Below are 26,575 nucleotides of genomic sequence, written 5' to 3'. Positions count from 1 at the left end.
CCGCTCCGATTTCGTACTTACACCCGCGGTCGACCGACGATACGAATCGGTCCCCCCCGAGGCGGAAGCGGATTCGATCCGTTTGCCATCGTGGCACGCTCGGATTCCCCAACCATGGCCTCCGCCAACCCATTGCCTCCCCCCATCTCCCTAGGATTGTTCATGTACCGAATGTTAATGATCACCGCAGCGTTGACGTTGTTGCCCGCACTCGCTTCGCCCAATGCGATCGCCAACGAGCCCACCCTGGCTGCGGCGAATGAGCTCGCGCCGGCCGATGAAATCGTGCGATACAGATTGACCGATTGGAAGGCAAAACACATCCATGACGCGAAGAAGGCGGACACGATTGCCAAAACGTTGAAAAAACTGGGCTGCGAAGTGACGCTCAGCGAGCACAACGGGCATATGGACGTTAAATATCGTTGTCCTGAGTGGCATGAATTGAAGCTCAACAGTCACGACGACGCCCACAAGTGGGAGCGATGGCTCAAGGAATTTCACTTCACCACCGAACACAAACACTGAGTCGATCGCTTGAATTCCCCCATTACGACCGCGCGAATGGCCTTCGAAGCTGCCAGTCTGGCGAGCCGAGTTGTCGGCGAGCTGGCCAGCGGTGTTCAGAAGGCCGTTGGATTCGACGAACTGCTGCAGAGCGATTCCGTAGAAAGCCAGCCGCTAAGCGATTCCAAGCTGCGTACCATGATCGACAAAGTCGCTGGGGCGATTCGTTCACGGCTGGAGGCCGCAGGTATCGGGGTCACGCCGCCGGTGGAGGTCGGATTCCAGCGAGGTGAATCGGGGTCGGATACAAAATTATCCGTTTCCGCAGCGCATCCGCGAGCGGCGGAGATCGAATCGATTTTGGCATTTGAGCCAGAGATCGTCGACCAATTACAACAAATTCGCGTGGGATCGAAGCTCGATCGGATCGTCGTTTCTCACCACAGTTAGACTGTTTTGATAAAATTGGATCGACTGGCTTCTACGCGGGCCAGATACACTTGACGCCAGCGGCAAGGCAGGCGATTATACCGCGTAGCAACATGCTAACCGAGCCGGAGGATAAGCGAATGGCTAGCAGGCTGATTCGAAATCAGTTGTCCAGAAATGGATTGCGGGTTCGAGTCCCGTGTCCTCCGCTTTGCTAAAAACACCCTCGAAAACCACGTGTTTTCGAGGGTGTTTTTTCTTTGGTACACCGCTGTGTGCCACGAGTGTGCCATAACTAATGTTCTGACAACGGTTTGCAGGTTGGTTAAGCCGTTGCGGCTAGGTCCTCTTCGTCGTTCTTTGTAACGGCCTCTTCGCCGAGAGGTTTGAGTTGGTCCATTGATTGTTGTGACCTTCCGTCGTTCAGATGGTAGTAGTGACGGACCATCTCGGTGTCGGCATGTCCGAGCTAGGACATGACCATCCGCGCCGGAATCCCAGTTGTTCGCGCACGTGCTGCAAAAATAGTGTTGCAGATTGTGGAGTCGACCATCCTTGAAGCATCGCTCGCCCGGATACATTTTCGGAAACTTGTCCTTAACCTTCGCGATGACTTCCCGGACAAGAATGTTCCGCACCGTGTCTGGTTTCAGACGCCCACCTCGTGGACAGAGAAATACATACTGGTGATCCTTTGAAAGGGATTGGAGCATCGCAAGGCGTTCTCTCCGAAGCGGAACGTGCCGACTGCGGCTGTTCTTGGTCGAACGACGATCAGAACCTTATTCTACGAAGCCACTTTTATCAGCGACGCGTAAGCGTCCTCACGTCGAACCGAATGTCTCACCAATTGCGCGATGCAAACTCACTGATCCGCAAGCCCGTGAACGCCAGTGCGATGGTGGCGCACCAAAGCCATGTCAGCTCTTTCGATTTAGCGCACGGTATGAGCATCGCGTTCACTTCTTCGGTCGTGTAGCAGTAGGCTCGCGGGAATCCAGCTTTAGCTTGGGTGTCTTTCGGTCGATGTGACCGTTGAAGCAAAGCCAACGAAACATCGTTTTGACGAGATTCAGTTCGCCGTAAATCGTTCTGCGAGCATCTTCGTTGTCCTCCCGGTGCGGGGCAACGTTTTCGAGGGTTCCCCCCGGGTCACCCGATGCCAATTTCGGAGATGAATGCTCGCCCGCTAGGCGACAAATTTATCCAAGATGGCGCGGTAGCGTTTTGGGGTGCGGGCTTTCGCACCGCCGACGAGAATCAGTCGAGCGTTGTGGGGGGCGAATCGTTTTCGTCCCGCCGCGATGGTAAGCCTTCCAACGAAACGGCAACGTCAAACGTTCGAGGTGCAGATCCGGCCGAAGCAGCATCAGCCTTGTGTCTCGTGTCAGAGATTCCGTTGCATTCATGTTGTTTCGAGTCTCAACGATTTCCCACGGTGAAACCGTTCGCTAGAACATCAAAGGCTAAGACGCGTTCTCATGTACATTGCCACGTCTTGGCCTCCGATGTGGCAAAAACAAATGTGTTTTGGCCACATCGTGGCCGCCCAGGGTGAATCCACCCTTTCCTATGCCGCATTTCGGCTTCTAATTTAGACGTCGATCCGTTAGCGGATGCCATCCGCGTTCTTGATAGCCGACGTCATTCTTCGATCTCAACGCTGGGACGTCCTACGGAAAATGGGACGTCCTACGGAAGAGTCGAAAGCGTCTTTCTTCGATCCATTCATAATGCCGCGGGGCAAGCTCGGCTGATGGCGGCTTGTAGGTCGGGGATGCTTACTGGCTTTTGTAGGTAGTCGACGATGGAGGTGTTCGTGTCACGGTTTGGCTTTTCGTGCGACGAGAGGATGATGATCGGTACCGACTGTGTTTTGCTGATTTCGGTAGCTGCTTCGATTCCAGACATCTCCGGCATCATGACGTCGGTAATGACGAGGTCCGGTTTTACCGTTTGACAAAGTTCGACCAGCTCGCGCCCGTTCTCAGCTTCGCCGACTAGTTCGTAGCCGAGTTTTGGAAGGAGTCGTCGAAAATACTGACGGATGTCTTCTTCGTCGTCGGCGATGGCAATTTTTATCGAGCGTATCACGAAAGTGTCCGTGGCAATGTTATTAGGAACTCGGCCCCGCCGTCCCTGGCGTCTCCGACCGCGATGGTTCCCTGGTGTGCTTCAACGATACGTTTAGCAATTGCCATGCCTAAGCCAGTGCCTTTCGACTTTGTCGTGAAGAATGCCTCGAAAACTCGTGCTCTCTGTTCATCAGTTAATCCTGGCCCGTTGTCGCAGATCGATACGCACACCGCTGGTGCACCATTGATTTCGGATTCGGTGCATGACACCGTGAGCCGAACCAGCGAACTGCATGCCGCCAGAGCGTTCTCCATCAAATTGCGAAACACCTGTTCGATTCGGAATGCGTCGATGATACACGTTAGCTCAAGACCGCCGGTGTTCTCCAACAGCTCTGCATCGCAGCCAGTTCGTGAAACTTCCAAATTGGCCCAAGCTTGATGCCAGACCTCGGCAAGGTTCTTTGCGCGTACGTCAAGTTGAATGGGAGCCGCGTAACTTCGCAGGTCTTCGAACAGATGCAGCAGGTCTTCTTTGGCGCGATTGATTCGTTGGAGATCGTTGTGCGCGTCGGAGTGTTCGTCAAGCTCGAGTCCGAGCATGTCCGTGCCGGCTTGGATTCGCTGGAGCGCGTTGCGACTTTCGTGCGCGATTGCGGAAATCATTTGACCTACTGCCGCGAGTCGTTCGGATTGCACGAGTTGCTCACGCGCATCGTGTAGTTCGGTAAAGTCGGAGATGAACGCTTCGATCGCAATCAACTCTCCCTCGTCGGAGAAAACGCCCTGCCCCCGCGCCCAAATCCGCCGTATTTCTCCATTTCGATGCCGGGCACGATGCACAAAATCAAACGGTTCTCGTTCGGCAACGCTGCGATTGAGCTTCTTCCTGACTTCGTCCAAGTCTTCAGGAAATAAGAGCATCCTTCCGGTGGTGAGTTCAGAGGCTGAGTATCCCGTTAATTCCAAGCAACCGTCGCTGACGAACTCAACGGTGAAGTCGGCGTCGCCTGCGATGCGAAACGCCGCACCAGGAAGATTACTCAGTAACAACGACAACTTGCGGTTGCTCTCACGGATCGTTGCTTCGGCGTGCTTTCGGTCTGTGATGTCGCGAATCAGGGCAAGATAACTGATCGGCTTTCCGGAACGATCGCGAATGATCGTTCCCACCGTTTCACCCGTGAACACATCGCCGTTTTTTCGTCGCCATTCGATCTCAACCACCTCGGTGTGCTGACGAGCAGCCGGATTAAATCGTTGCATCCCTTGCAAGGAGTGTTGGTCAGGGTTCGCGTACAAGATTGCTTTTGGCTGGCCAATGAGCTCAGTTGGCGCGTAGCCAAACATTTCGTACGCTCCTTGGTTGCAGTGCGTGAGTTTGCGATCAAGGTCCGCCATCAGCAACGCGTCAGGAATACCGCTGACGATCGTGTCAAGGACCGCACGTTCGCGAGCGATTTCGTCTTGGACCTGGACGCGCTGCGTGATGTCGTTTTGAACATCGACGAAGTGTGTTAGCCGTCCCTCCGTATCGCGAACGGGAGAAAGCGTCGAGGAAATGTGAATGCGTCGGCCGTCTTTAGTGACACGCACCGTCTCGTAATGGTCGACCTTTCCTCCTTGTCGAATCGTCTCTGTATTCGCTTTGAGTTCGTAGGCTCGATCGTCGGGAACTAGCATTGCGATTGGCTGGCCGACTGCTTCGGCGGCCGAGTAACCATACACTCGCTCGGCACCGTGGTTCCACTTTTCGATCACGCCTTTTAGATTTTTTAGGATGATTGCGTCATCGGTTGAATCGACGATTGCCGCCATTTGACGCAGTTGGCTGTCCACTCTCTCTCGCTCGATCGCGATCGCCGCGACCTTGGCGCAACTCTCGACAAACTGCAAATCTTCGGCATCCGGAGAACGGGGTTCGGTGTAGTACATCGCGAACGTACCGACAACTCGTCCGCACGAAGCGATGATCGGTTCCGACCAACAAGCCCGCAGATTCGCTCGGGTCGCTAGGTCGCGATAGTCCTCCCACAACGGATCGGTCTTGATATCTTCGACCACCACGCGTTCGCCGGTAAACGCTGCTGTACCGCATGAGCCGACCTTGGGGCCAGGCACCACACCGTCAATCACTTCCAGATAGAAATCAGGAAGTTGTCGTGACGCACCATGCCGTAAGCATCCCTCTTGTTTATCTAAGACAAGGGTCGAGGCGATCATGTCGGGCCGCGACTCTTCGGCAAATGCGATTAAAGTGTCAAGCACTTCGCTCAGCGGCCTACCTTTCGCCACACGCTCTAGCACGCGTTGACGACCACGCAACTCATCCTGCAGTCGATCTCGTTCGGTTAGGTCATGCACGATTCCTGCAAACCGTTTTCGTCCACCAACATGAACCTCACTGACGGCAATCTTCATGGGGAAAACCGTCCCATCTTTCCGTTGGCCAACCAGTTCACGTCCTATCCCGATGATCTTTTTCTCACCAGTTTGCAAATAGCTCGCAAGGTGGTCATCATGCCGTGTCGCGAACGATGGTGGCATCAGACGACTGACGTTTTGGCCAATGATCTCGGACTCATCGTATCCGAACATCACGCAGCCTGACGGGTTGCAGGACTCGATCCTACCTTGGTGGTCAATCGTGATGATTCCATCAACTGCTGAATCCACGAAGGCTTGCATCAATGTCTCGGACGACTCCAGCGATGACCGTTGCGCTTCGATATCCGTACAAATGCGTTGCCAATGGCTCACCGTTCCATCGGCGTGAAGCATTGGAATGGCACTGACAAGGTGCCAACGGTACGAGCCGTCCGCCATCCGATACCGCAATTCGATGTCGTGGCTGAGTGGGGTTTGAGTTGCGTGCTGCCAAGTCGCCAAAACTCGCTCTCGATCGTCGGGATGGATGACTTGCGCCCATCCGTCGCCCAGCGAGTCTTTCATTGACATCCCTGTCAGCTCACACCACTTCTGGTTGAAGAAGGTTGCCGACCCGTCCGCCGCGCAGGTCCAAATCATCGCCGGCATTGCATCCGCAAACGGTTGAAACGCTTCGTCGGCATTTGCTTTTGCAGTCATTTCGTCAGCATCGTCGCTGGAGTTGAAAGATGGATCAGAGAGTTTAACGGGCATGTGCTTGGCGTTTTATGAAGTGGCATTCGCTTTGCGTTCGCTAGTCAAGCAACCAGCGTACCCGGCGATTTTCGCCGCCAAAACTACCAGAATCATCCAGTGCCATCGCGTCAATTGGCGCAATTTGCCCGAATATGCGCAATCGTGTGTGCATATACGGGCAATTGGCAATTTGGAGCATGGGGAGCAAAACAGCATGCCTGAATCAATCGAGATTCTTTTTGTCGATGATGACGTCGACTTCAGCGAAGGCTGTGTTCGCTGGTTTGAGAAGAAGGGGCACCGGGTTTCGCAAACGACCAGCGGCCAAGAGGGGATCGGGCAATGTTTAAAGCATGACTTCGACGTCGTCATCCTCGACTGGAACATGCCGGGGCTATGCGGGATCGAGCTGGTCCAGCGGATGCGTGAATCCAATCCCGACACAGAAGTGATCGTGCTGACCGGCGAAGGCACGATCAATAACGCGGTCGAGTCGATGCGTTTGGGCGTGTTCGATTTTCAAACCAAGCCCTTTCCGATGGGTGACTTGGAACGCCGCTGCATCGCGGCGGTTGAACGTCGTCGACTGAAGAAGGAGAACACTCAACTACGCGAAGTCATCACACGCACCAAGAAGCCGGCGACCGCCATCATCGGCACGTCGGAGCCAATGCAACGCTTAGGTCGTTTGATCGACCGAGTCGCCCCTACCAACAAGGCTGTCCTGATCGAAGGCGAAAGCGGCACCGGCAAAGAACTGGTTGCGCAAGCAATTCACATCGGTAGCTCACGCAGTGAACGACCGCTGGTCACGATCAACTGCGCCGCTCTGCCCGAGAATCTTGTCGAGAGTGAACTATTCGGTCACGAAAAAGGATCGTTCACTGGCGCAACGGCGATGAAACCGGGGCTGTTTGAAGTCGCCGATGGCAGCACGTTGTTCATCGACGAAATCGGTGAACTGCCACTCGCGTTGCAACCGAAGTTGCTGCGCGTCCTCGAAGACGGATCACTCCGGCGCATCGGATCGCATAAAGAACGCCGGGTCGACGTTCGCATCGTCGCCGCAACGAACCGTGACATGAAAATCGAAGTCGACGAAGGCCGTTTCCGCGAAGACTTGTATTATCGCATCAACGTGATGGCCTTGGACTTGCCACCGCTACGAGAGCGTGACGGCGACATCGAGCTACTCGTCAGTCACTTTTTGGGCAACGACCATGAGATGGACGCAGATGCTCGGCAAGCATTGGTCGCTTATTCATGGCCTGGCAACATTCGCCAACTTATCAACACCTTGGAACGGGCCAAGATTCTTGCTGACGACGGAGTCATCACGATCAGTGACCTATCCGAAGAGTTTCGTCACGAGAATACGCAAGATCACGTCAGCCAATCCTCTACTACGCAATTTCCGAAGGTGGGTTCCTTGATCGCCCTGGAGCGAGCGCACATTGCTGAAGTTCTACAGCGAGAAAACGGCAACAAGTCGAAAGCCGCACGAGCGCTCGGCGTCGAACGCCGCAAGCTCTATCGCATGATGGAAAAGCACGGCATCGAGGGGTGATCCCAAATGGAGTGGACGAGGCCACCCTTACTCACGCTCCAGGGATTCGTAACCTCGTCTACTACGTTCCGTTGCCCATATGAGCGCGAATTGCCCGGATTGTTTTGCGCACTTCGTTCGACGTTTCGTGTTTTTCGATTGGCACGAACCATCCGTTAAGGAACGGTGTGGTTGATGATCTACGGCTTGATCGTCCCGACATTCTTAACGCTGTATGTCGTCTCTGCCTTGTACGCGAGCCTCGGCGAGACCTTCGGTATCCACCCCATTGATGAGTCAGAGTGACGACCATCGGCACAAGCTTTGCTTTCACGCTGACGATTAAACAACCGCAACCACAACTGAAAGATTTGACGATGTCGCAATCCCGCGAAATAAACCGCCGTGTCTTATTGAACTCCCGACCACAAGGCGCACCTACGCCTGACAACTTTCGATTGGAAACGACGGATTTGCCGCAACCGAGCGAAGGTCAAGTCTTACTGCGAACGGTCTATCTGTCACTCGATCCCTACATGCGGGGCCGTATGAGTGACGCGCCTTCTTACGCGCCGCCGGTTGAGCTTGGCGAGGTGATGGTTGGTGGTACGGTCTGTCGAGTTGAGCAGTCAATGCACCCCGACTTTGTTGAGGGTGACTGGGTGTTGGGCTACACCGGTTGGCAGGATTACGAAGTATCCGATGGAAAAGGGCTGATACCGCTGGGGCAGGAACTAGAGCATCCATCCCGATCGCTCGGCGTGCTTGGAATGCCAGGCTTCACGGCCTACATGGGGCTGCTTGATATTGGTCAGCCCAAACCCGGTGAGACCGTTGTGGTCGCCGCCGCAACTGGCGCGGTCGGCGCCGTTGTTGGACAGATAGCCAAGCTCAAAGGCTGTCGCGTCGTCGCAGTCGCAGGCGGGCCCCAAAAGTGCAAAGCGGGGATCGAAGCATTTGGCTTTGACGAGTGCCTCGATCACTACGCACCCGATTTTGCCGAACAACTCGCAGACGCGTGTCCGGACGGAATCGACGTGTATTTTGAAAGTGTCGGTGGGAAAGTGTTCGACGCAGTGCTTCCACTCTTGAATGTCAAGGCTCGGATTCCTGTTTGCGGATTGATCGCGCACTACAACGACACCAAATTACCCGAAGGACCAGACCGGTTGCCGTTGTTGATGCAAACGTTCTTGGTGCGACGCATCAAGGCTCAAGGCTTCATCATTTTCGACGACTACGGTTCTCGATACGGAGAGTTTCTCGCAGAAATGACGCCATGGGTCGCTGAAGGCAAAGTCAAGTTTATCGAAGACGTCGTTGATGGCCTTGACAATGCACCGAACGCATTCATCGGCCTGCTCGAAGGCAAAAACTTCGGCAAGCTTGTGGTTCGTGTTGGAGAAGAACGTTAAGAAACGTTAAACGCTGAATAGTACAAGTCGATCAACGACGTCTTTGGCAAGACGAAGCTGAGCGGCAGATCATTGCGATGACCAACAACCGGATCAATGATTGCGCCTATGGCATGCGGTTACGTCGCCCGTAGGGCGACGTCGTTCAACACCTTCATCGCTTCATCGGCACGGCCCGTTGGCACAAAACGGTGATCGTGAAAATAGGCCGAGACTACGTTCACACTGATTCCACTTTGAGCCAGTTTGGCCGTCACTGCAAAAAGAAAACCAACCACTTCGAGACTGGAGTGAACTTTGAGAGTTATCATCCTGCAAACGTACGAGAAGTCCAGACCATTCGCCTCTGCTTGGGCCTTCGCAAGTATCAGAGTTACCCCCTTCGACTTCAAGAAACGGACCGATGGGAGAAACGTAAAGATCAGACGCAGTCGCCGGTTTCATCGTGCAAAAAACGAACTCGCCGTCCTGGAGTACGGGCTGAATGTTTTGCAGCAACATTGGGAGATTGGTTTCGCCTGTCATGAAGCTTCCAGAAGATCGAAGTCGTCTACTGGTAAGTACCTCACGACAAGTCATTCGGTATCTCTGGTTTAGCATGGATCTTCTCGCCCCGTTTTGGGGAAAGGGGAGCAGAAAGTCATTATGCCAATTTACTTCTGCTGAGGTGCTTCGTTCTTGTTTTTTTGACGCGTTTATTGTCTGAGGCGAATCGATTCCGTGATGGCATTGCATCGAAGTCGTCACGCTTCGCTATTGAGTTTGGCCGACCTCGCCAGGAGCGAAAATGTGCTTGGAGATGTACGCGGGTGAGTGGTGTTCGTTGAATCTAGATCAGGCTTCATTGGCACCCGTCTTATTTGCCCTCTTCTCGACTCGTGGGAAGAGGATGTGTTCTTCTTTGTGGAGGTGATGCCGCACGTCGATTTCGATGCGGCGTAGCAGTCCGAGGGTTTGCCGATAGGTTGGGCTTGCGTCTGGCGGTGCGACATAATTCCCGGATGCATCACGGGCTTCGCTTAACGCAACGCCGATGTCGTTGTGCTCAAAACCGACACGACGAATCAGCTTGGCTATTCCACGCCAGTCTCGACTTGGACTCTCACCTTCGCTTTCCATTTGACGTATCGCCGGGAACAATGAGCGTTCTTCGGCGGCCATCACTTCCAAGGTTTCGTCCCGCCAAGCGACGAAATGGTGGTGGACTTCCAACAATTCCGGATGATCGTCGCTATGTAACTCGACGACGTGAGCAAGCAAAGATGTCGCTGTCGGTAGTGAGTTCTTTAGGAACGCATGATGCGACTGTTCGATATGGTCGCACAGATCGGCGAGCGGTGCGTGCAGCCACTTGTTTTTCGTCGCATCGTCAACGTCTGCGATTGTGCTTTGCAGCAAGGAGTGAACGCGAATGACTTCGAGCCCATTCTCCCGGCAGACCGTTTTCAGCGACTTGTCACCGCTGCAGCTATAGTCGATTCGCAGTGTCTCGTAGACGTCTGCGGTCACCGGATGCTGGGCAACCCAATGTCCCACGGATGATTCCTCGGTCAACCTTTGTGTTTGCAACGCGGACATCTCTAAATTCCTTTATGTGCTAGTTGCAGCGGGAGGGCGCGGAGGTTCTCGTGAGTTCCGGATAATGGATCATTTGTGACGAAGGTGTTGACGACTTCCGCTAAGCTCGGGCCAGTAGGTTCGCTGGCCGGTGAAGTCATCGCCGGATTGTTCCATAGCGATTGTGCTCCGTCGAAGATGAATTGGACTGCGACTGCTGCCAGAATTAGCCCCATCAGCCTCGTTCCAATGTTAATTCCGGTCCGACCGAGAAGTCGTCCGATTCGTTCGGCTAATCGAAGTGCTGACCAGATGCAAAATGCGAGTACCACGCAGACACCGATCATTGAAAGATGGTCGAGCCAGCCGTCGTTTCGATGTGCGAAAATGATCGCCGTGCTGATAGCACCGGGACCAGCAAGCAAAGGAATCCCCAAAGGTACGACTCCGATGGAGTCCTTGTCAGCCGCTTCCTTCGCTTCTTCATGAGTATGTTTAATGGAACTTTGGCGAGCCTGCAGCATCGAGATCGCAAGCAGTAGGATGAGAATGCCTCCACCTACTTGAAATGCCGGAATGCTGATTCCGAAGAATTTCAGAATGAGTTCGCCGAGAACGATATTGGAGGACAAGACAATGGCAACCGTGATTGATGCAAGTAGTGCTGCTCGTCGCCGCTCCCGTGTCGAATATTCTTTCGATAGAGACAGAAACAGTGGGATCGCACCCAGCGGGTTGGTAATCACAAAGATCGCAGCGACGAATTTGATTAGATCGGTTTCCATATTTTCGCAGTTCTCGATTATCTGTCTCGCGTACTTCTACTTCGGAATGGGGCGCTAACCAAGTTGACGGCGAAAATAGCTCATGCTGAGGCCGTAGGTTGCTACCGCGAACAATGCGATTGCTAGAATCGAATCCCATAGCAGGGCGACCCCGGAACCCTTCAGCATGATGCCAAGGCTGGCGTCGATGTAGTGGTGTAAGGGTGCGATCGAACTGAAATATCGAAGCACGGGTGGCATGTTCTCTGGTGGCGTCCAAACTCCTGACAGGAAAACCATCGGAATAAAGATCAATGCGGTCAACATTCCGACTTGTGCCAGGTTTTTGGCAATCGTTGCCAGCAACATTCCGATACCAGCGGTCGTAAACACGTACAACGCTGTCACCGCCATAAACAATGTCAAGCTGCCGCGAAATGGAACACCAAAGAACGGCTGCAGAATCAAGTGGATCGTTATTAGCGTTCCAACCAAGATCACGGTTGTCATCGCAAGCACTTTTGGGAACATCATCTGGAACGTCGTTAGTGGCGAAACCATCAGTTGCTCGACCGTGCCTCGCTCTTTTTCTCGCGCCATCGCCGATGCCGGCAGCAGGATGGCAAACATCGTAATGACGTTCAGCATTTCGACGACCGACATGAACCATGCGTCGTTCTGATTAGCGTTGTACCAGACCCGATGTTCCTCATTGATGATAGGAATCGCGAGTTCATTCAGACTCATACCTTCGCGTTTCATCGCCGCTTCGAGTCCATATTGGCCAACAATCTGACTGCCGTAACTGGTCGCTAAGAAGCCGAGGACAGGGTTGGAGGTGTCGATCTGCATCTGCACACTCGTCGTATCGCCGTTGAGCAGTGATTCCTGGAACTGGGGCGGAATATCGAGCACGACCATCGCTTCGCCACGATCCAGCAGTTCAATGCTCTCTCGATGGTTAAGGACTTCACCATCAATGCTGAAATGGGGAGGGCGAAAGCGGTGAATCAGTTCTCGCGATGCAAAACTGTGATCGGAATCATGGACCCACATTGCCGCGTTGTGCAACTGCATGCTCACGCCCGAACCCGCCAGAAACACCTCCAAGGTGAATGCATAAACCATGAACACGATCAAAATGCGATCACGATAGAGTTGCAAGTATTCCTTGATCGTCATCACTCGCATTCGGTTCCACCAAACGATCATGGCGCGAATACGGTTGTTGGACGGCATCTCGCTCATGTGTGGGTCCTCATGTGTTGGGCCTCTTGTGAAACATTCGGTACCCAAGCGTTAAGAGAACGGTCGCGTAGATCGCGAGCACGAGCACATCAGTCCACAGTTCTCGTAGCCCGACACCTTTCATGAAGGTTCCAACGATGATGTTGGTGTAATACATCGCTGGCAACGCGTGGGCCGTGACCTGCGCCGTTTCGCTCAGCGACGAAATCGGCACGATCACACCCGAGTACAGCATCGAAGGAATGACGGTGACGATGAACGTCACGACCATCGCCGCCACTTGAGTTCGGACCATGACGGAGACGACCAGCCCCAGGCCAGTCGTGCAAATGATGTACAGCAGTGTCGCCGGGATGAAAAACAGCAGGCTGCCTTTGAACGGTGCCCCAAACAATTGTGTCGCGATTAGCCAAAGAATCACAGCGTTCGCCGACGAAATCCCAACGTAGGGGATCAATTTCCCGACCAGGAACTCAAGCCGGCTGACGGTCGACGAATAAATGTTGTAGATCGAGCCGCGCTCTTTCTCGCGAACAATGCCAAGTGCCGTGTAGAACGGCGGAGTCATCATCAGGATCACCATGATTAACCGCGGCGCGAGCGCCCAGTCGCTTTTCATGCTTTGGTTGTAGAGGTACCTCGCCTCCAACTTGACCGGACGGAGTGATCTCGCAGCTTGTCCAAGCGGGATGCCTCGTTTTTTTGAAATAAACATTGCCAGCATCTCGCTGCTAAAAGCGGTGTTCATTGCCAGGACGTAGCCCTTCGTTGTCTGTGCACGGAACGGAAGCGTACCGTCGATCAGTGTCTGCACGACGACCGGACGACCGGCCAGAAGTTCCTTTTGAAAATTCTCCGGAATGATGATCGCAGCACGGACTTTATTGTCCTCCAGCAGCGGCGGCAATGAATGACGATCCAGTGCGTAGCCTTTGAAATCGAAATAGCGTGAATCAATGAATCGGTGAGCGTACTCGCGACTGAGATTTGTGCCGTCGCGATCGACAATCGCTAGTGGGATGTCTTCCACGTCTAGTGACAACCCGTAGCCAACGACCAGCATCAACGAGGTTGGTACCAGAAATGTCAACGCCAGGAACAAGCGATCACGTACGATTTCTCGCCATTCTTTCGATGCGGTGGCCGCAACACGACGAATATTCACTGTTTGCCCTCATCTATTTTTTCGAGAGCCAATACGCGGTTCACGAACACGTCTTCCATCGTCAACGGCTGTTCGCTTACCGAAAGAACTCCAACGCCTTTCTTGCCGAGAGCCTCTCGGACTTGTTGTTCCGCTTGGATCGGATCGGGAGCGAGTAAGTGAATGCGTTTGCCGAACAGGGATACGCCGACGAATCCACCGGATTCCAAGACATCCAATGCGGTGAGTGGGTTGTCGGTCGTAACCTCTAGAAGTTGTCCCGATGCTTCACGAAGGCTTGCTTTAAGCTCGCTTGGTGACGCGTCGGCAAAAACACGCCCGGCGTACATCATCGCGATGTGATCGCAGTGTTCGGATTCGCTCATGTAATGCGTGGTAACTAGAACCGCCACGCCTTCGTTGCGAGATAGATCGAAAATGATGTCCCACAATCGTCGTCGTCCGATCGGGTCGACCCCTGACGTTGGTTCGTCCAAAAATAACACCTGCGGACGATGAACGAGAGCACATCCGATCGCCAACCGTTGCCGTAACCCCATCGGCAAACTTCCTGACAATTCATTTTCTCGGCCGGCCAGACCTGCCATGTCAATGATCCAATCAGTCCGTTCACGCGTCATCCGCCGCGATAGCCCATAGATACCTGCGTACAGACGAATGTTTTCGACCACCGTAAGGTCTTGGTACAACGAAAACGCTTGCGACATGTAACCAATACGTTCTTTGATCGCCTGGCCGGCGCGACGCATGTCTGCACCCGCGACGCGGCCGGTTCCAGCAGTTGGGGGTAACAGACCTGTCAGCATTTTGATGACGGTGGTCTTGCCCGCTCCGTTGGCACCGAGAAGTCCGAATATCTCGCCCGGCTTCACCTGAAAACTGACTCCGTCGACCGCTTTGAAGCTGCCAAAGGATCGCACCAAGTCGTTAGCCTCGATAGCGAGTCCGTCGCCATCGTTGACGGAGTCCGCATTGCGGCCTAAGGAGGCAGGATGATCGTCGTCGGTCAGACCACGCCGTCGCAGCAACGCAATGAAGACATCTTCGAGGTCAGGTTCTGCGACATGAATTTCCTGCGGTTGAAAATTCTCAAGGCGTGTTGTGACGGCGGTTGTTGCTTGTTCATTGTCAGCGTCATCGACGAAGACCCGCAGCCAGGGTCCAACGGCTTCCGATTGTGGAAACGTCTCCTTCAGCAACGCGAACGCTTCCGCCTGTGGTTCCGCCTTCGCTTGCACGATTCGGCCCGGCACGAGCGCCGCGATTTCGTCGGGCTCACCGCGGGCAAGCACCTTACCGTCAAACAGTAACGCCGCGTGATGGAATCGCGTCGCCTCGTCCATGTATGCGGTTGAAACCAACGCCGTGATTTGTTCTTCACGCAGGAGTTGAGCGAGAATGCTCCAAAAGTCTCGTCGAGAAACGGGGTCGACACCGGTGGTCGGCTCATCAAGTATGACGAGCTGTGGATGGTGGATCAGACAGCAAACCAAGCCCAGTTTTTGCTTCATTCCGCCGGACAGATTCTTCATCGGCCGGGCACGAAACTTGTCCAATCGGGTCATGCCCAGCAAGCGATTTTTTCGCTCCTGAAGTACATCCTTGGGGATCAGTCGTATTTGACCGAAGAAGTCAACGTTTTCTTCAATCGACAAATCTGCGTAAAGATTCAAACCGAGTCCCTGCGGCATCAATCCAATGCGATCCTTGATCGTCTCGGCCGATCGCTCGGAATCGACGCGGACACCAAACACATCGAGCGTGCCACTGTCGTACGTCAGCACGCCCGCGACCGCTTTCATCAGACTGCTTTTGCCGGCTCCATCAGGACCGATCAGCCCATAGATTTCGCCACGCTGGATTTCCAGGTCGACGCCATCCACGGCGATCGTGCTGCCGTAATTCTTTCGCAACTCTGATAGTTGGACGACCGGTTTTGAATCTGCGGATTCCGATGTCCCGGTGGCGGACGGCGGAGTGTCAATCGACGTGGCCGTCGCAGCACGGCTGGTTTCTACCATTGCGGTTTCATCCACGGTGTTTCCTCCTTCCAACGCATCACAGCATCGGCCGGTAAACCAGGCGTCAGTTGATGGTCTGGATTCTCATCCAAGTACAATTTAACGGCGTAGACGAGCTTCACTCGCTCATCGGTCGTTTGCACTTCCTTGGGTGTGAACTCAGCGCGAGAGGAAACGTAGCGCACGGTTGCCGGAAACGGATTGTCGGGAAACGCATCCGTATGGATACGAGCGGGCAGGTCAAGCCGAACGTGGCCAATTTCGATTTCTGGCACGTAGACCTTCAAGTACAACCGATCGAGATTCACCAGGTCGAACAGCGGCGAACCCGCAGCAACGATTTCTCCTGCGTCAACGACTCGGGTCGTAATCACGCCCGCGGCTGGTGCGGTGATGGTCAAGTCGTCGAGCACACTTTGGGCTTCGTCACGCACCGCTTCGGCACCTGCGACTTGCGCGGCCAGCGCTTCCAATTCCTGTGCTTTGGCGTGAACGCGGCGACTACCTAAATTGGCTTCGGCGAGTTGTTTCTCCGCTCGGGTTAGAGCGGTCTCGGCGACGCGCACATCGTTCTTTGCGACCGTCCAAGCGAGCTGAGCTTCTTCGCCCTTACGCTTGTCGATCGTGCCACGCGATGCAAGGTCTGAAAAACGCGACGCGTCGCGAGCCGACTGTTGCTCGGCCGCTTGCGCTTTCGCGACCACGGCTTTTGCGTGTTCCAACGACGCCTGAGCCGTGTCGATCATCAGAGGCACTTCCTGCTTGAGCAACTCAAGGCCTGATTGGGCAGCACGGTGCTGAGCGCGAGCCGCTTCGATTGCCTGTTCAGCCTGTCGCAGCTTCGCCTTGACTTGCTCACTGCTCAATCTCGCCAGGACTTGCCCCGCTTCGACGCTCTCGCCTTCACGAACCAGTATCTCGTTGATCTTGCCGGCAAACTTGCTGGCGACCGTGACGTGATCGCCTTCGATCCGCCCATTGGCTTGTACCAGCCCATCAGCCAGCGGTTCGACTCGCCCCCAACGATCCCAAGCGTAGTAACCGCCAGCCGTGCAGCCCACCAGTAGCAGGAGTATGACAACACGTTTGAAGAACTTCGCCATTTCGACGTTTCCTGATTTCGGAATCCGTCGCCGGCCTCTTCACGAAGTCACACGCATGACTTGCCGCGATCTTTTCGAGGTACGACGAACGCAGTACGTCGCAATGCACAAGGCGTGCCGTTCGTTCCCTAGGCTTCCAGCCTGGGGAAAAGAGAGTCCCAGGCTGGAAGCCTAGGCTACGTTGTCGCTATAAGTGCCTACATGTGAGCACTGCGCGTATTCGCACGCCGAAACAAGTTATCCTCAACCGAAAGCTCCAATGCCCCCGCTACGATCAAAGACTCCCGGTCGCTCGATCGAGCATCACGCGTGCCAGAGCGGCGTCATAATTGGCCGCGAAATAGTTGTTTCGACTTTGAGCCAGCAGCGTCTGAGCGTCAAGCACTTCGGTGTTCGTGCCCACCTCTTTGCGATACCGGTCCAAAGCGACCTTGAGGTTTTCCTCCGCCTGTTCGACCGACGTCTGAGCGACGGCGATCCGATCCGTCGCGTTCTGCAAATTGAGCCAAGCCTGACGAACCTGTAGAGCAATCCGGCTTTCCAAGTCGCGTTTCAGTAGAGCGAGCGCGGACGCCTGCTGTCTGAGCGAGGCTGCTTTATTATGAGCAACGCCACCGTCGAAGATTGTCCATTCGGCCAACAGAGACGCAGACCAAAAGCCTTCATGAGTTAGGTTTTCGTTTTCCAGAAAACTGAATCCGCCCGCAGCACCAACCTGAGGGCCGAGCACTGCGAGTTCCCGTTTCGCTTGATGACGGAGCGAGTTGGATTTGTGCGCAACGGCCTTTAGTTCTGATCGTTGTGCGGAAGCGAGTGCGACCAATTCGTCGGGGCCCGCCTCCATTGGAACGCCAGAATTTGCGAGTTCCGAACTCGTCGGTTGCGAATGCATCAGTTCCGCAAGCGCTAACGGTGCATCCAGCGGTCGTCCGACAAACCGATTGTAGGCCGCACTCGCAAGGTCTAGCCCGTTGGTCGCTTGCAGATATTTATCGCGAGCATCGGAAAGGACTGTCTTGACGGCCAGCACGTCGCTGTTGGCGACCACACCCTCGTCAAACAAGTCCTGGACGTCGACAAGATGCTTTTCAAGCGTGCTGACGCTAATCCGCGCAACCTCGACCAACTTCTCCGCCTTCAACACATTCACGTATGCCTGAGCCACTTCCATCTTCAGGTCGTGCATTTCCGAGCGTTGGTCGTATCGCGACGCATACACATTGGCACAAGTCGCGTTGATCGTGCTGCTGATGCGGCCACTCGTGTACAGGGGAATCGACGCGAGTGTCGCGGACGAGAAGAAATCTTTTTCGCCAATGGGTAGCGAACTAAAACCGAGTGAAGAGAGTCCGGGAATGCTGACACCAATCCCAGGCGTTCTATCAAGTGCCGTGTAAGAGTTGAATGTCCGGAGCGAGGGGTTTCTCGCCGACTTCGCCGCTTCATGAGCGTAGACGGCCGCACCGGTCACGTTCGCTTTGGATTGCAATTTTTGATCGACAGTGACCGCCATCGCCCAAGCTTCTTGAAGGGACTCGCTGCCCGATGAAGGTGGTTCAATCGTGTCAAGCACTATCGTCATCGGCTCCTGTTCATCATCTGAGTCAGCGTCATTCAACTCCATTTTGCCGTCCGATTCAGTGCCTTTCTCCTTCTCGTCCGTAGGGCCCTTTCCATCCGCGTCCGCGAAGCTCGCCAGACTGACTGGCGAAGGAAGCTCTTTGTCGTAACCGTCATCGTGTTGCTGCGGTATCGCGACGACTGAATTGCTAACTGGATTACTAACCGTTGATGTCTTCGCCAAACGCTGCGCATCAGTTCCTGCGCACCCAATGACACTCACGAGTAGTAGTGCGAGGGCAATTTGATAGTTTGAATGCATTCTTGAGCCCTCGGATGACGCCGGTTTGATGGTTAAAAGTCGCACGACCCCACAAACGGCAGGACCGGATTTCGACGACAGTTCGCGATCATCACTTTCATCGGCACTCCCGTTAGGAAGGTTTCAGCCAGTCGATGCAACATGGAGCAACCGGCATCACCGCTACGACACGAACCGTCATATTTGGGAGAACCTGCAAGGTCGACGTTTCCGGTTCACCTAGATCGTGATGCGACCTAGCGAGTCGATCGCATTGGAAATGATGCCAGCACTTTGCTTCAGTGCCACCGATTCATCAATCGCAAGATCAAGCGGCACCGATGCAATCACGCCGTCGCCACCGAGTAGATGAGGGATGGAAATGGTGACTTCCGGCAAGCCTTCCATTCCCAGAATTCGTGAACAGACCGTCAAAACCGAACCTTGATCGTGCAGAATCACGTCGACGATTCGAGCCAATGCACTTCCGATCCCATCATACGTCGCTCCCTTGCCTTCGATTTCAAGTCGCAGTCTTACTGGGGGGCTCCAGGTCCTGGAACTGTTTCCGCAGCTCCTGCAAGTTTTCAGCGTAGCCTTCTGCGTCACCAAACTCGCAGAACAAACACGTGCGGCTGTGGCAGCCTTTGGCTCGTCGAGCGTGCTTGATGGGGCACCAGTACTGCTCGGTCCTTGAAGCGACCTCGCGTGCAAAGGCCAATACGCCATTGCAATAGCCGCAATAAACACAGTTCACCTTCTCGATCACGTTCAGATATGCCAACGATTGCCTATCGACGACGACGTATTCTTTGCGTGGAACATGGGGGACCTCGTAAACCGGAAAGCAAATCCATTGATAGAGGCTGACAAAGAGGTCCAGTATCGAAATCGGGATCAGTAGCGAATAGATGACTGGCGCGGTCGCGATCGTCAAAAACGAAGACTCACAAATGGTCCGCCAAGCTCGTTTGGCCAGTGCCCTGTGACGCCGACGCACATCTTGGCCAAAAACTGCCCGCCCGTGGGCAATCTCATAAGTCAGCTCCTTTTTCGTTTGCTGAACTTTGTCCGCGACGGATCGTTCAAGTGCATGAATCTCTTCGAGGAGGTGGTCGAGTTGCATGGGCATCGCGTGAACCAAAACGGTTGGAGTGAGGGAACGAGTGAGTCAGCGAGGTGGCAATGCGAATTCGATTCCGTTTGGTACACGCCTTGCGTTATCAAACAAATCAGAAACCCGATTAATGCACGCTCAAGGAGCTAACAGAATGACCATTAGTTTGAAGACGGCTGCCGAATCGCACGCCGACCACCGACATTGGCACAGCGACGTGGAATGCTGGAAAGACGACATCGAAAACTGGCGCGCAGAACACTCCACCGCAGTCGCGCAGCTTCAAGAAGCCCTCCGGCAAATCAATGAACATGGTGCCTCGCTGGACCAGCACGCGGATTCAGTCGCGTCGCTCGAAGGAAGCATCGAGTATCACGAAAAGAATTTGGCGACCAGCCTTCAAAATGGTTCCGACACCGAGTTGGATCAGACGCTATGCGATCAACACGTCAAACAATCGGACCTTCACCGACGTCAGCAAGAAGCCCACGAGCGTATCAAAAAGCATCATCACACGGCGATGGCGCAAGTCGCGATCTTGAAGGCCGCATTGGCAGCACCGATGTAAGGTCACCGGCACGCTCGTCTGGGGCTATGCAAAGGATGCCGTTGGGAATCTGACTCATTCTGCACATCCACACGCGTGCGTCGTTTGTTTAAAGACGAAACAACAGGGAAGCTTCTCACCGGACACATCGAAAAGGTCGGTCTCGCCGAAGGAGCGGAGCTGATGCTGCCAAAATAGAGCGATGGACAAGCCACTTCTTAGCCGAATCTCATTGTCGTTGTTGTTATTTGCGTCGTTTGTACTGTTGGCGAGTCTGGTGCCCGGCGGACCGATTGAAACCCGAGACTTCTCTCATATCAACCCTGCAATTCTAGCGGCTTTCAACCTCTTCCTGGCCACACTGGGCATCGTCAGAATCGTCGCGGCATTCTTGGTCAGACCCGGTTCTACGCCGGTTTACTGGGCATCCGTGGTGATTGGATTCTGCTATTTCCTTGTCTACGTTCTGGACTTGGCAAACGTCTTTCCTAAATCACCCGATTCGATGCCGCCGTTGTTGTTGGTCATCGAGTTAATCGGTACGATCCTCTCGATTCCGCTTATGGGGCTCTCCGTTCTCCATGCGAGGTTGGTGACGCGAGGTTGGTGACGGGCACTGTGAGTAACGTATCGACTTCCATCGGATGGCGAACCGTCCTCACACTCATCGTGCTGGCGATGATTGGTGCAGGAGTCGCCGTATTTGCAACGATGGCAGCGTTGCGTGGTTGAGACGCAATCGATGTAAACAATACTCGAGAGCGAACGCAAGCGTTTTCATACCGCTGCTACTCATCCACATCCCAACTTGACTTGCGTTTGATCGCTCGCGTGATTCCATCACCCATCACGATGGCGATTCTGTAGCCGAGGAATCCGGGGATGGAAAAACCGCAGGTCGTGGGTGGGAATTGGGTGCTGCAGAGTGAAACTGATCCCACGAAGAGGGCTGCGGTGAGGATGCCTAGCGTGAAACGATTGGTCACCGATGGGCAACTCGCTGCGCAGTTGTGCGACTGGGCACAAGTCTTGAGTTTGAAACATACGGCTTTGAAGATGTCGTTGCGTGCGGTACGACGTTTGCCTTTTACGTTCAAGCAACGGGTTTAGCACAATCTCCAACGCAACGGAAACGAACGATGACGGGAACAATGAAGGCGTTTGTGATGCAAGGACTTGGCAAAGTCGAATTCGTTGACAAGCCGGTTCCCGAACCCGGCCCGAATGACGCGATCGTGAAAACGACTCGAGCACTCGTGTGCACCTCGGACGTCCATACGCTCAAAGGAGCCATCGGAGACCGGCACGGTTTGACACTAGGTCACGAAGCCGTTGGTGTGGTTGCGAAACTTGGCAGGGAAGTTCGTGGTTTTAAAGAAGGTGACCGCGTCGCAGTGAATGCGATCACCCCATGTTTCCATTGCGAGAACTGTCAGCGAGGCTACACGTCGCAGTGCGGAACGATGCTCGGCGGATGGAAGTATGCGAATACAAAAGATGGCAACTTTGCGGAGTACTTTCATGTCAACGATGCAAACGCCAATTTGACACAGATCCCTCGCTCGGTCTCTGACGACATCGCTGTCTATGCTTGCGACATGTTGTCGACCGGCTTCATGGGTGCCGAACATGCGAATATTCCGCTGGGAGGAACGGTGGCGATCTTCGCCCAAGGGCCTGTGGGACTGATGGCAACCGTTGGGACGAGGTTGCTCGGTGCTGGACTGGTCATCGGTGTGGACGGCGTGGCGAAACGTTTGGAAATGTCTCGTCATTTCGGCGCAGACGAAACGATCAACTACACGCAAGGCGATCCAGTCGAAGAGATTCGCAAGCTGACAGGCGGCGTCGGCGTCGATTCGACCATCGAGTGCCTGGGCGGACAGACAACATTCGAGGCGTGTGTGAAAGCGACTCGACCTGGCGGGACGATTTCCGTCGCGGGTTACTTCGGACACGGCGACAGTGTGGAGATTCCTCGCGTTGATTGGGGAGTCGGCATGAGTGACAAAGTCATCCGCACAGGACTCTGTCCAGGCGGAAACGTCCGCATGTCACGCTTGCTCGCGCTAATCGAACGTGGACGAGTCGATCCGTCCCCGTTGACGACACACCGATTCGCGTTTGATGAAGTCGACAAAGCGTTGCATATGATGGAAACCAAAGAAGACGGAGTTCTCAAACCACTGATTACGTTCGATGACTGAGCCGCCCAACAAAACGCTGGTGCTACTCCGACATGGCCAGATCACCTGGAACGCGGAAAACCGCTTCACTGGCTGGACCGACGTTGGATTGTCTGAGCTCGGCCATGTTGAAGCAGTGGAAGCGGGGCGAAGATTGCTCCACGATGGATTGCAATTCGACATCGCGTTCACATCCGTGCTTAAACGAGCGATCAAAACGGTTTGGTTGGCCCTCGAAGAGATGGATCAAATGTGGATTCCCGTTCATCGCAGTTGGCGATTGAACGAACGGCACTATGGATCACTGCAAGGCCAATTCAAACACGAAGTGGCAAAGAAGGTCGGCGAAGAGCAGGTGCAACGGTGGCGGCGTAGTTTCGATGTTCGTCCACCCGCTTTGTCTGAAGGCGACAAACGTTTTCCGGGAAACGACCGTCGCTACGCTAGCCTCGATCCGGCGCAGTTGCCGTGTGGTGAAAGTCTCAAGGACACCATCGAGCGAGCGTTGCCGTACTGGCACGAAACGATCGTGCCTGCGTTCGCATCTGCTGACTCAATCTTGATCGTCGCCCACGGCAATACGTTGCGAGCACTCATCAAGTACCTCAAGGGTCTTACGGATGAGAAGGTTGTCGGACTGGAGGTGCCCACTGGCGAGCCAGTCGTCTACCGCTTCGATCATGAACTCCGATTGCAGCAGTTGCCCACATTCGCACATTCGATGTCTAGGTGCGCACATGGATGTTCTCCCCGGAGCCGTTTTCGCGATTTTTTCAGTTTGGCATCGCATCTGCGTAGCCACTGTTCCTCGATCAGTTTTCAACAACGATTAACCAAAAAGAGGTGAAGCCATGTCGGTCGAATTGTGTGAAGTCCAGCTAGGAAAGTATCTGGAGATTCAAATCTCTGGGAAGCTTGACAAAGAAGCATACGAATTGTTCGTGCCGTCGGTGGAACGTCAGATTGAAGAGTGCGGCAAGATTCGTATTTTGTTTGCGATGCACGATTTTCATGGCTGGGATGCCGGGGCGATGTGGGAAGACATCAAGTTCGACGTTAAACATTTTAATGACATCGAACGACTAGCGATCGTCGGGGAGAAGAAATGGGAACGCGGCATGGCGGTGTTCTGCAAGCCGTTCACGACAGCCAAGATTCGTTATTTTGATGTCAGCGAAATTGATCAAGCACGCCAGTGGTTGGCAGAATAGCTATGTCCACGAACCCGCGACACGTGCACCCGATCTACGATCTCCTGCCCGTTGAAATCGACGGCTTTGATTCGCTGGCCGAGTTGGCGCTGGACTTGCGGTCGTCGTGGAATCACGCGACCGACGAGGTTTGGCGTCGACTGGATGCTGAGCTTTGGGAGATCACTCACAATCCGTGGGTGGTGCTGCAAACAGTGTCGCGGAAGCGCATCGAGCACGTTTTGGACGATACCGAGTTTCGTAGCAAAGTGGCTGAATTGGTGAAGGCTCGTCGGCAAGCGGCAGAACAACCAGCGTGGTTTCAGCAAACCCATGGTGACAAGTCCGTAACGGGCGTCATGGATGCGACTACGAGTCCTGCGGTGCGAGACTCGTTGCCTCGTCCACTACAAATTAAAACGGACTCGATACCTCATCCACTACCAATGGTGGCGTACTTCAGCATGGAGTTCATGCTCAGTGACGCATTGCCGATCTATTCCGGAGGTCTGGGAAACGTCGCGGGCGATCAGTTGAAAGCGGCCAGCGATCTGGGCGTGCCGGTTGTTGCACTCGGCTTACTCTATCAACAAGGCTACTTTCGGCAAGCGATCGACAACGAAGGACAGCAACACGCGCTGTATCCGTACAACGACCCTGGTCAGTTGCCGATCCGACCCCTTCGCGACGCGGATGGAGAGTGGTTGCGATTGAGAATCAAACTGCCGGGTTACTCGGTTTGGTTGCGTGCTTGGCAGGTTCAGGTGGGGCGTGTGAAGTTGTACTTGCTCGATAGCAACGACGCCGCCAACTTCCCAGAGCATCGAGGAATCACGAGCGAGCTGTATGGTGGCGGACCCGAGTTGCGGCTGAAGCAAGAGATGATCTTGGGGATCGGTGGCTGGCGGTTGCTGACGGAGCTTGGGATTGCTCCGGACGTGTGTCACTTGAACGAAGGACACGCGGCGTTTGCTGTTTTGGAACGCGCCCGCTGCTTTATGGAAACATCGGGCCAGCCTTTCGAGGTGGCATTAGCAGTGACGCGGGCGGGAAATCTGTTCACGACGCACACCGCCGTGGCAGCCGGCTTCGATCGCTTTGCACCGAACTTAATCGAGCAGTACCTAGGGCCATATGCGCAAACGAGTCTCGGTATTTCAGTCGAAGACCTGCTAGCACTCGGTCGGCAAAACCCCGGTGACGCATCGGAGACGTTTAACATGGCGTACTTGGCGATCCGTGGAAGCGGCAGTGTCAATGGTGTGAGTCGGTTGCATGGCCAGGTAAGCCGCCGAATCTTCGAGCCATTGTTTCGTAATTGGCCCGAGGACGATGTACCGGTGGGACACGTGACCAACGGCGTTCACATGCCGAGTTGGGATTCGGCGGCAGCGGACGAGGTGTGGACGCATTCCTGTGGCAAGGATCGTTGGCTTGGAACGAGCGAAACGTTGGAGTGTGATATTTGCCAGGTTTCGGATGAGCAACTGTGGCAATTTCGAGTGGATTCAACTCACGCGCTGGTCGACTACGCCCGCCACCGTCTGTCGCGTCAGTTGGCGGGTTCGGGGGCGTCGCCGGAGGAAGTCGAAGCGGCCAAGCACCTGTTTGATCCGAACACATTGACGCTTGGTTTTGCTCGTCGATTCGCAACTTACAAACGGCCGAATTTGCTTTTGCATGATCCGGAGCGGTTGCTGCGTTTGTTGACCAACACCGAGCGTCCGGTGCAACTCATTATCGCTGGCAAGGCACATCCAGCGGACAACGCCGGGCAAGACCTGATTCGCCAATGGATTGAGTTCATTCGACATCCGGGCGCGCGACAGCATGTGATTTTCTTGAGCGACTACGACATGTCGCTCACCGAGCATCTCGTCCAAGGCTCGGACGTTTGGGTTAACACACCTCGCCGTCCCTGGGAAGCGAGCGGAACCAGCGGCATGAAGGTGCTGGTCAACGGCGGGATCAATCTGTCGGAACGGGACGGGTGGTGGGCCGAGGCTTATACGCCGGAAGTTGGCTGGGCGATCGGCGACGGCCAGGAGCACGGCGATGACCCAGCTTGGGACGTCATCGAAGCCGAACAACTTTACAACGTGCTTGAAAACGACGTCATTCCGGAATTTTACGACCGCAACGAGCAAGGCATTCCCGCTAAGTGGTTGTCTCGAATGCGGGCCAGCATGTCGCAACTGACTCCGCAATTTTCGGCCGTTCGCACGGTCCGCGAATACACCGAGCAACACTATTTGCCTGCGGCGACTGCCTATCGTAATCGTTCGGCGCTCGGCGGCACCGTGGGGACGAACATTGTCCATTGGGAACGCTCACTTCGTGAAAAGTGGGCTTCGTTGAAGTTTGGCGATCTTAGAACCGTATCCAACGACGAGGAGCATGACTTTGAAGTCGACGTGTATCTGGATGGGCTTGATCCGAGCTTTGTTCGAGTCGAACTATTCGCTGATGCAGTCAATGACGAATCAACCATTCGACAAGAAATGACACGAACCAGCATGCCGGAGGGGGCAAATGCAAACTGGGCGACCTATCGCGCCGCAGTATCGGCAACGCGCCCAACCACAGACTTCACGCCGCGAATCGTGCCAAAACACGAAAGCGTCAATGTGCCGTTGGAACTCGACCTGATTCGGTGGCAACGATGAGTGTTTCCGGCGATCCAAGGTCAACCCATAACAAAATGCGTCAAGAATTTTGGTC

Annotated in this window: 23 protein-coding genes, 1 tRNA gene and 1 pseudogene; 12 read left to right on the top strand and 13 right to left on the bottom strand. The window is 54.5% G+C overall.

The window, feature by feature from the left end:
• Window positions 1-162 precede the first annotated feature (162 nt).
• The 3 genes from Pla52o_RS16865 (at window position 163) to Pla52o_RS16855 (ending at window position 1,145) form a co-directional block, all read left to right on the top strand.
• Complete coding sequence (locus Pla52o_RS16865) at window positions 163-528, top strand: hypothetical protein (RefSeq protein ID WP_146595801.1); 366 nt, start codon at window positions 163-165, stop codon at window positions 526-528.
• Window positions 529-537: 9 nt separating this feature from the next.
• Window positions 538-957: a hypothetical protein gene (locus Pla52o_RS16860; RefSeq protein WP_231612425.1), complete on the top strand. Its 420-nt coding sequence runs from the start codon at window positions 538-540 to the stop codon at window positions 955-957.
• A gap of 106 nt (window positions 958-1,063) precedes the next feature.
• Window positions 1,064-1,145 (top strand) — tRNA-Ser (locus Pla52o_RS16855).
• Between the two features lie 1,519 nt (window positions 1,146-2,664).
• On the opposite strand, the gene Pla52o_RS16850 is transcribed toward Pla52o_RS16855, so the two are convergent.
• Together Pla52o_RS16850 and Pla52o_RS16845 are read right to left on the bottom strand one after the other, a co-directional pair.
• On the bottom strand, window positions 2,665-3,030 hold the full coding sequence (locus Pla52o_RS16850) for a response regulator (protein WP_146595799.1): 366 nt from the start codon (window positions 3,028-3,030) through the stop codon (window positions 2,665-2,667).
• Window positions 3,027-6,098, bottom strand: coding sequence for a PAS domain S-box protein (locus Pla52o_RS16845; protein WP_197169303.1), 3,072 nt, complete (start codon window positions 6,096-6,098; stop codon window positions 3,027-3,029). Before Pla52o_RS16845 ends, Pla52o_RS16850 begins: the two co-directional genes overlap by 4 nt.
• Window positions 6,099-6,348: 250 nt before the next feature.
• Between Pla52o_RS16845 and Pla52o_RS16840 the strand changes: the two genes are divergently transcribed.
• Window positions 6,349-7,701: a sigma-54-dependent transcriptional regulator gene (locus tag Pla52o_RS16840; RefSeq protein WP_146595797.1), complete on the top strand. Its 1,353-nt coding sequence runs from the start codon at window positions 6,349-6,351 to the stop codon at window positions 7,699-7,701.
• 356 nt (window positions 7,702-8,057) lie between these two features.
• Window positions 8,058-9,095 carry an NADP-dependent oxidoreductase gene (locus Pla52o_RS16835; protein WP_146595796.1) on the top strand — a complete coding sequence of 346 codons (1,038 nt, stop codon included), beginning with the start codon at window positions 8,058-8,060 and terminating at the stop codon, window positions 9,093-9,095.
• Between the two features lie 119 nt (window positions 9,096-9,214).
• Here the strand turns inward: Pla52o_RS16835 and Pla52o_RS27490 are convergent, their stop codons facing one another.
• From Pla52o_RS27490 to Pla52o_RS27480, 11 genes and pseudogenes are all read right to left on the bottom strand, one after another.
• Complete coding sequence (locus Pla52o_RS27490) at window positions 9,215-9,406, bottom strand: ACT domain-containing protein (protein WP_231612424.1); 192 nt, start codon at window positions 9,404-9,406, stop codon at window positions 9,215-9,217.
• 127 nt (window positions 9,407-9,533) lie between these two features.
• Window positions 9,534-9,596, bottom strand: a pseudogene (locus Pla52o_RS27935) (ACT domain-containing protein); the annotation flags it as partial.
• Window positions 9,597-9,929: 333 nt separating this feature from the next.
• Window positions 9,930-10,673 (bottom strand): DUF542 domain-containing protein, encoded by a 744-nt coding sequence (locus Pla52o_RS16825; RefSeq protein WP_146595795.1) that lies wholly within the window; start codon window positions 10,671-10,673, stop codon window positions 9,930-9,932.
• A gap of 2 nt (window positions 10,674-10,675) precedes the next feature.
• Window positions 10,676-11,437, bottom strand: a complete 762-nt coding sequence (locus tag Pla52o_RS16820; RefSeq protein ID WP_146595794.1) for a MarC family protein — start codon at window positions 11,435-11,437, stop codon at window positions 10,676-10,678.
• 54 nt (window positions 11,438-11,491) lie between these two features.
• A complete protein-coding gene (locus Pla52o_RS16815) occupies window positions 11,492-12,664 on the bottom strand; it encodes an ABC transporter permease (protein WP_146595793.1) in 1,173 nt (390 codons plus the stop codon).
• Window positions 12,665-12,674: 10 nt separating this feature from the next.
• Window positions 12,675-13,829 carry an ABC transporter permease gene (locus Pla52o_RS16810; protein ID WP_146595792.1) on the bottom strand — a complete coding sequence of 385 codons (1,155 nt, stop codon included), beginning with the start codon at window positions 13,827-13,829 and terminating at the stop codon, window positions 12,675-12,677.
• Window positions 13,826-15,865: an ATP-binding cassette domain-containing protein gene (locus tag Pla52o_RS16805; RefSeq protein WP_197169301.1), complete on the bottom strand. Its 2,040-nt coding sequence runs from the start codon at window positions 15,863-15,865 to the stop codon at window positions 13,826-13,828. The genes Pla52o_RS16810 and Pla52o_RS16805 overlap by 4 nt, the downstream gene beginning before the upstream one ends.
• Window positions 15,844-16,953 carry an HlyD family secretion protein gene (locus tag Pla52o_RS16800; RefSeq protein ID WP_146595791.1) on the bottom strand — a complete coding sequence of 370 codons (1,110 nt, stop codon included), beginning with the start codon at window positions 16,951-16,953 and terminating at the stop codon, window positions 15,844-15,846. Before Pla52o_RS16800 ends, Pla52o_RS16805 begins: the two co-directional genes overlap by 22 nt.
• A gap of 274 nt (window positions 16,954-17,227) precedes the next feature.
• A complete protein-coding gene (locus Pla52o_RS16795) occupies window positions 17,228-18,835 on the bottom strand; it encodes a TolC family protein (protein WP_146595790.1) in 1,608 nt (535 codons plus the stop codon).
• Between the two features lie 219 nt (window positions 18,836-19,054).
• The gene (locus Pla52o_RS27485; protein ID WP_390620892.1) at window positions 19,055-19,423 is read right to left on the bottom strand and encodes a hypothetical protein; all 369 of its coding nucleotides are present in this window, start codon (window positions 19,421-19,423) and stop codon (window positions 19,055-19,057) included.
• A complete protein-coding gene (locus Pla52o_RS27480; protein ID WP_146595788.1) occupies window positions 19,338-19,946 on the bottom strand; it encodes a hypothetical protein in 609 nt (202 codons plus the stop codon). Before Pla52o_RS27480 ends, Pla52o_RS27485 begins: the two co-directional genes overlap by 86 nt.
• A gap of 139 nt (window positions 19,947-20,085) precedes the next feature.
• Here Pla52o_RS27480 and Pla52o_RS16780 point away from each other — a divergent pair, with 139 nt between their 5' ends.
• From Pla52o_RS16780 to glgP, 7 genes are all read left to right on the top strand, one after another.
• Entirely contained in the window at window positions 20,086-20,499 is a 414-nt protein-coding gene (locus tag Pla52o_RS16780; protein WP_146595787.1) for a hypothetical protein, read from the top strand.
• A gap of 181 nt (window positions 20,500-20,680) precedes the next feature.
• A complete protein-coding gene (locus Pla52o_RS16775; RefSeq protein ID WP_146595786.1) occupies window positions 20,681-21,088 on the top strand; it encodes a hypothetical protein in 408 nt (135 codons plus the stop codon).
• Window positions 21,089-21,360: 272 nt separating this feature from the next.
• On the top strand, window positions 21,361-21,588 hold the full coding sequence (locus Pla52o_RS16770; protein WP_146595785.1) for a hypothetical protein: 228 nt from the start codon (window positions 21,361-21,363) through the stop codon (window positions 21,586-21,588).
• Window positions 21,589-21,617: 29 nt separating this feature from the next.
• Window positions 21,618-22,685: an NAD(P)-dependent alcohol dehydrogenase gene (locus tag Pla52o_RS16765; protein ID WP_197169299.1), complete on the top strand. Its 1,068-nt coding sequence runs from the start codon at window positions 21,618-21,620 to the stop codon at window positions 22,683-22,685.
• Window positions 22,678-23,511 carry a 2,3-diphosphoglycerate-dependent phosphoglycerate mutase gene (gene gpmA / locus Pla52o_RS16760; protein ID WP_146595784.1) on the top strand — a complete coding sequence of 278 codons (834 nt, stop codon included), beginning with the start codon at window positions 22,678-22,680 and terminating at the stop codon, window positions 23,509-23,511. Before Pla52o_RS16765 ends, gpmA begins: the two co-directional genes overlap by 8 nt.
• Window positions 23,512-23,515: 4 nt before the next feature.
• Window positions 23,516-23,875 carry a SpoIIAA family protein gene (locus Pla52o_RS16755; RefSeq protein ID WP_146595783.1) on the top strand — a complete coding sequence of 120 codons (360 nt, stop codon included), beginning with the start codon at window positions 23,516-23,518 and terminating at the stop codon, window positions 23,873-23,875.
• Between the two features lie 2 nt (window positions 23,876-23,877).
• Window positions 23,878-26,520 (top strand): alpha-glucan family phosphorylase, encoded by a 2,643-nt coding sequence (gene glgP, locus Pla52o_RS16750; protein WP_146595782.1) that lies wholly within the window; start codon window positions 23,878-23,880, stop codon window positions 26,518-26,520.
• Window positions 26,521-26,575 lie beyond the last annotated feature (55 nt).

Origin of the sequence: Novipirellula galeiformis (genome assembly GCF_007860095.1) — a bacterium.
GTDB classification, from domain to species: domain Bacteria; phylum Planctomycetota; class Planctomycetia; order Pirellulales; family Pirellulaceae; genus Novipirellula; species Novipirellula galeiformis.
Note: the sequence above shows the minus strand (reverse complement) of the source record. Positions and strands in the feature narration are given on the sequence as shown.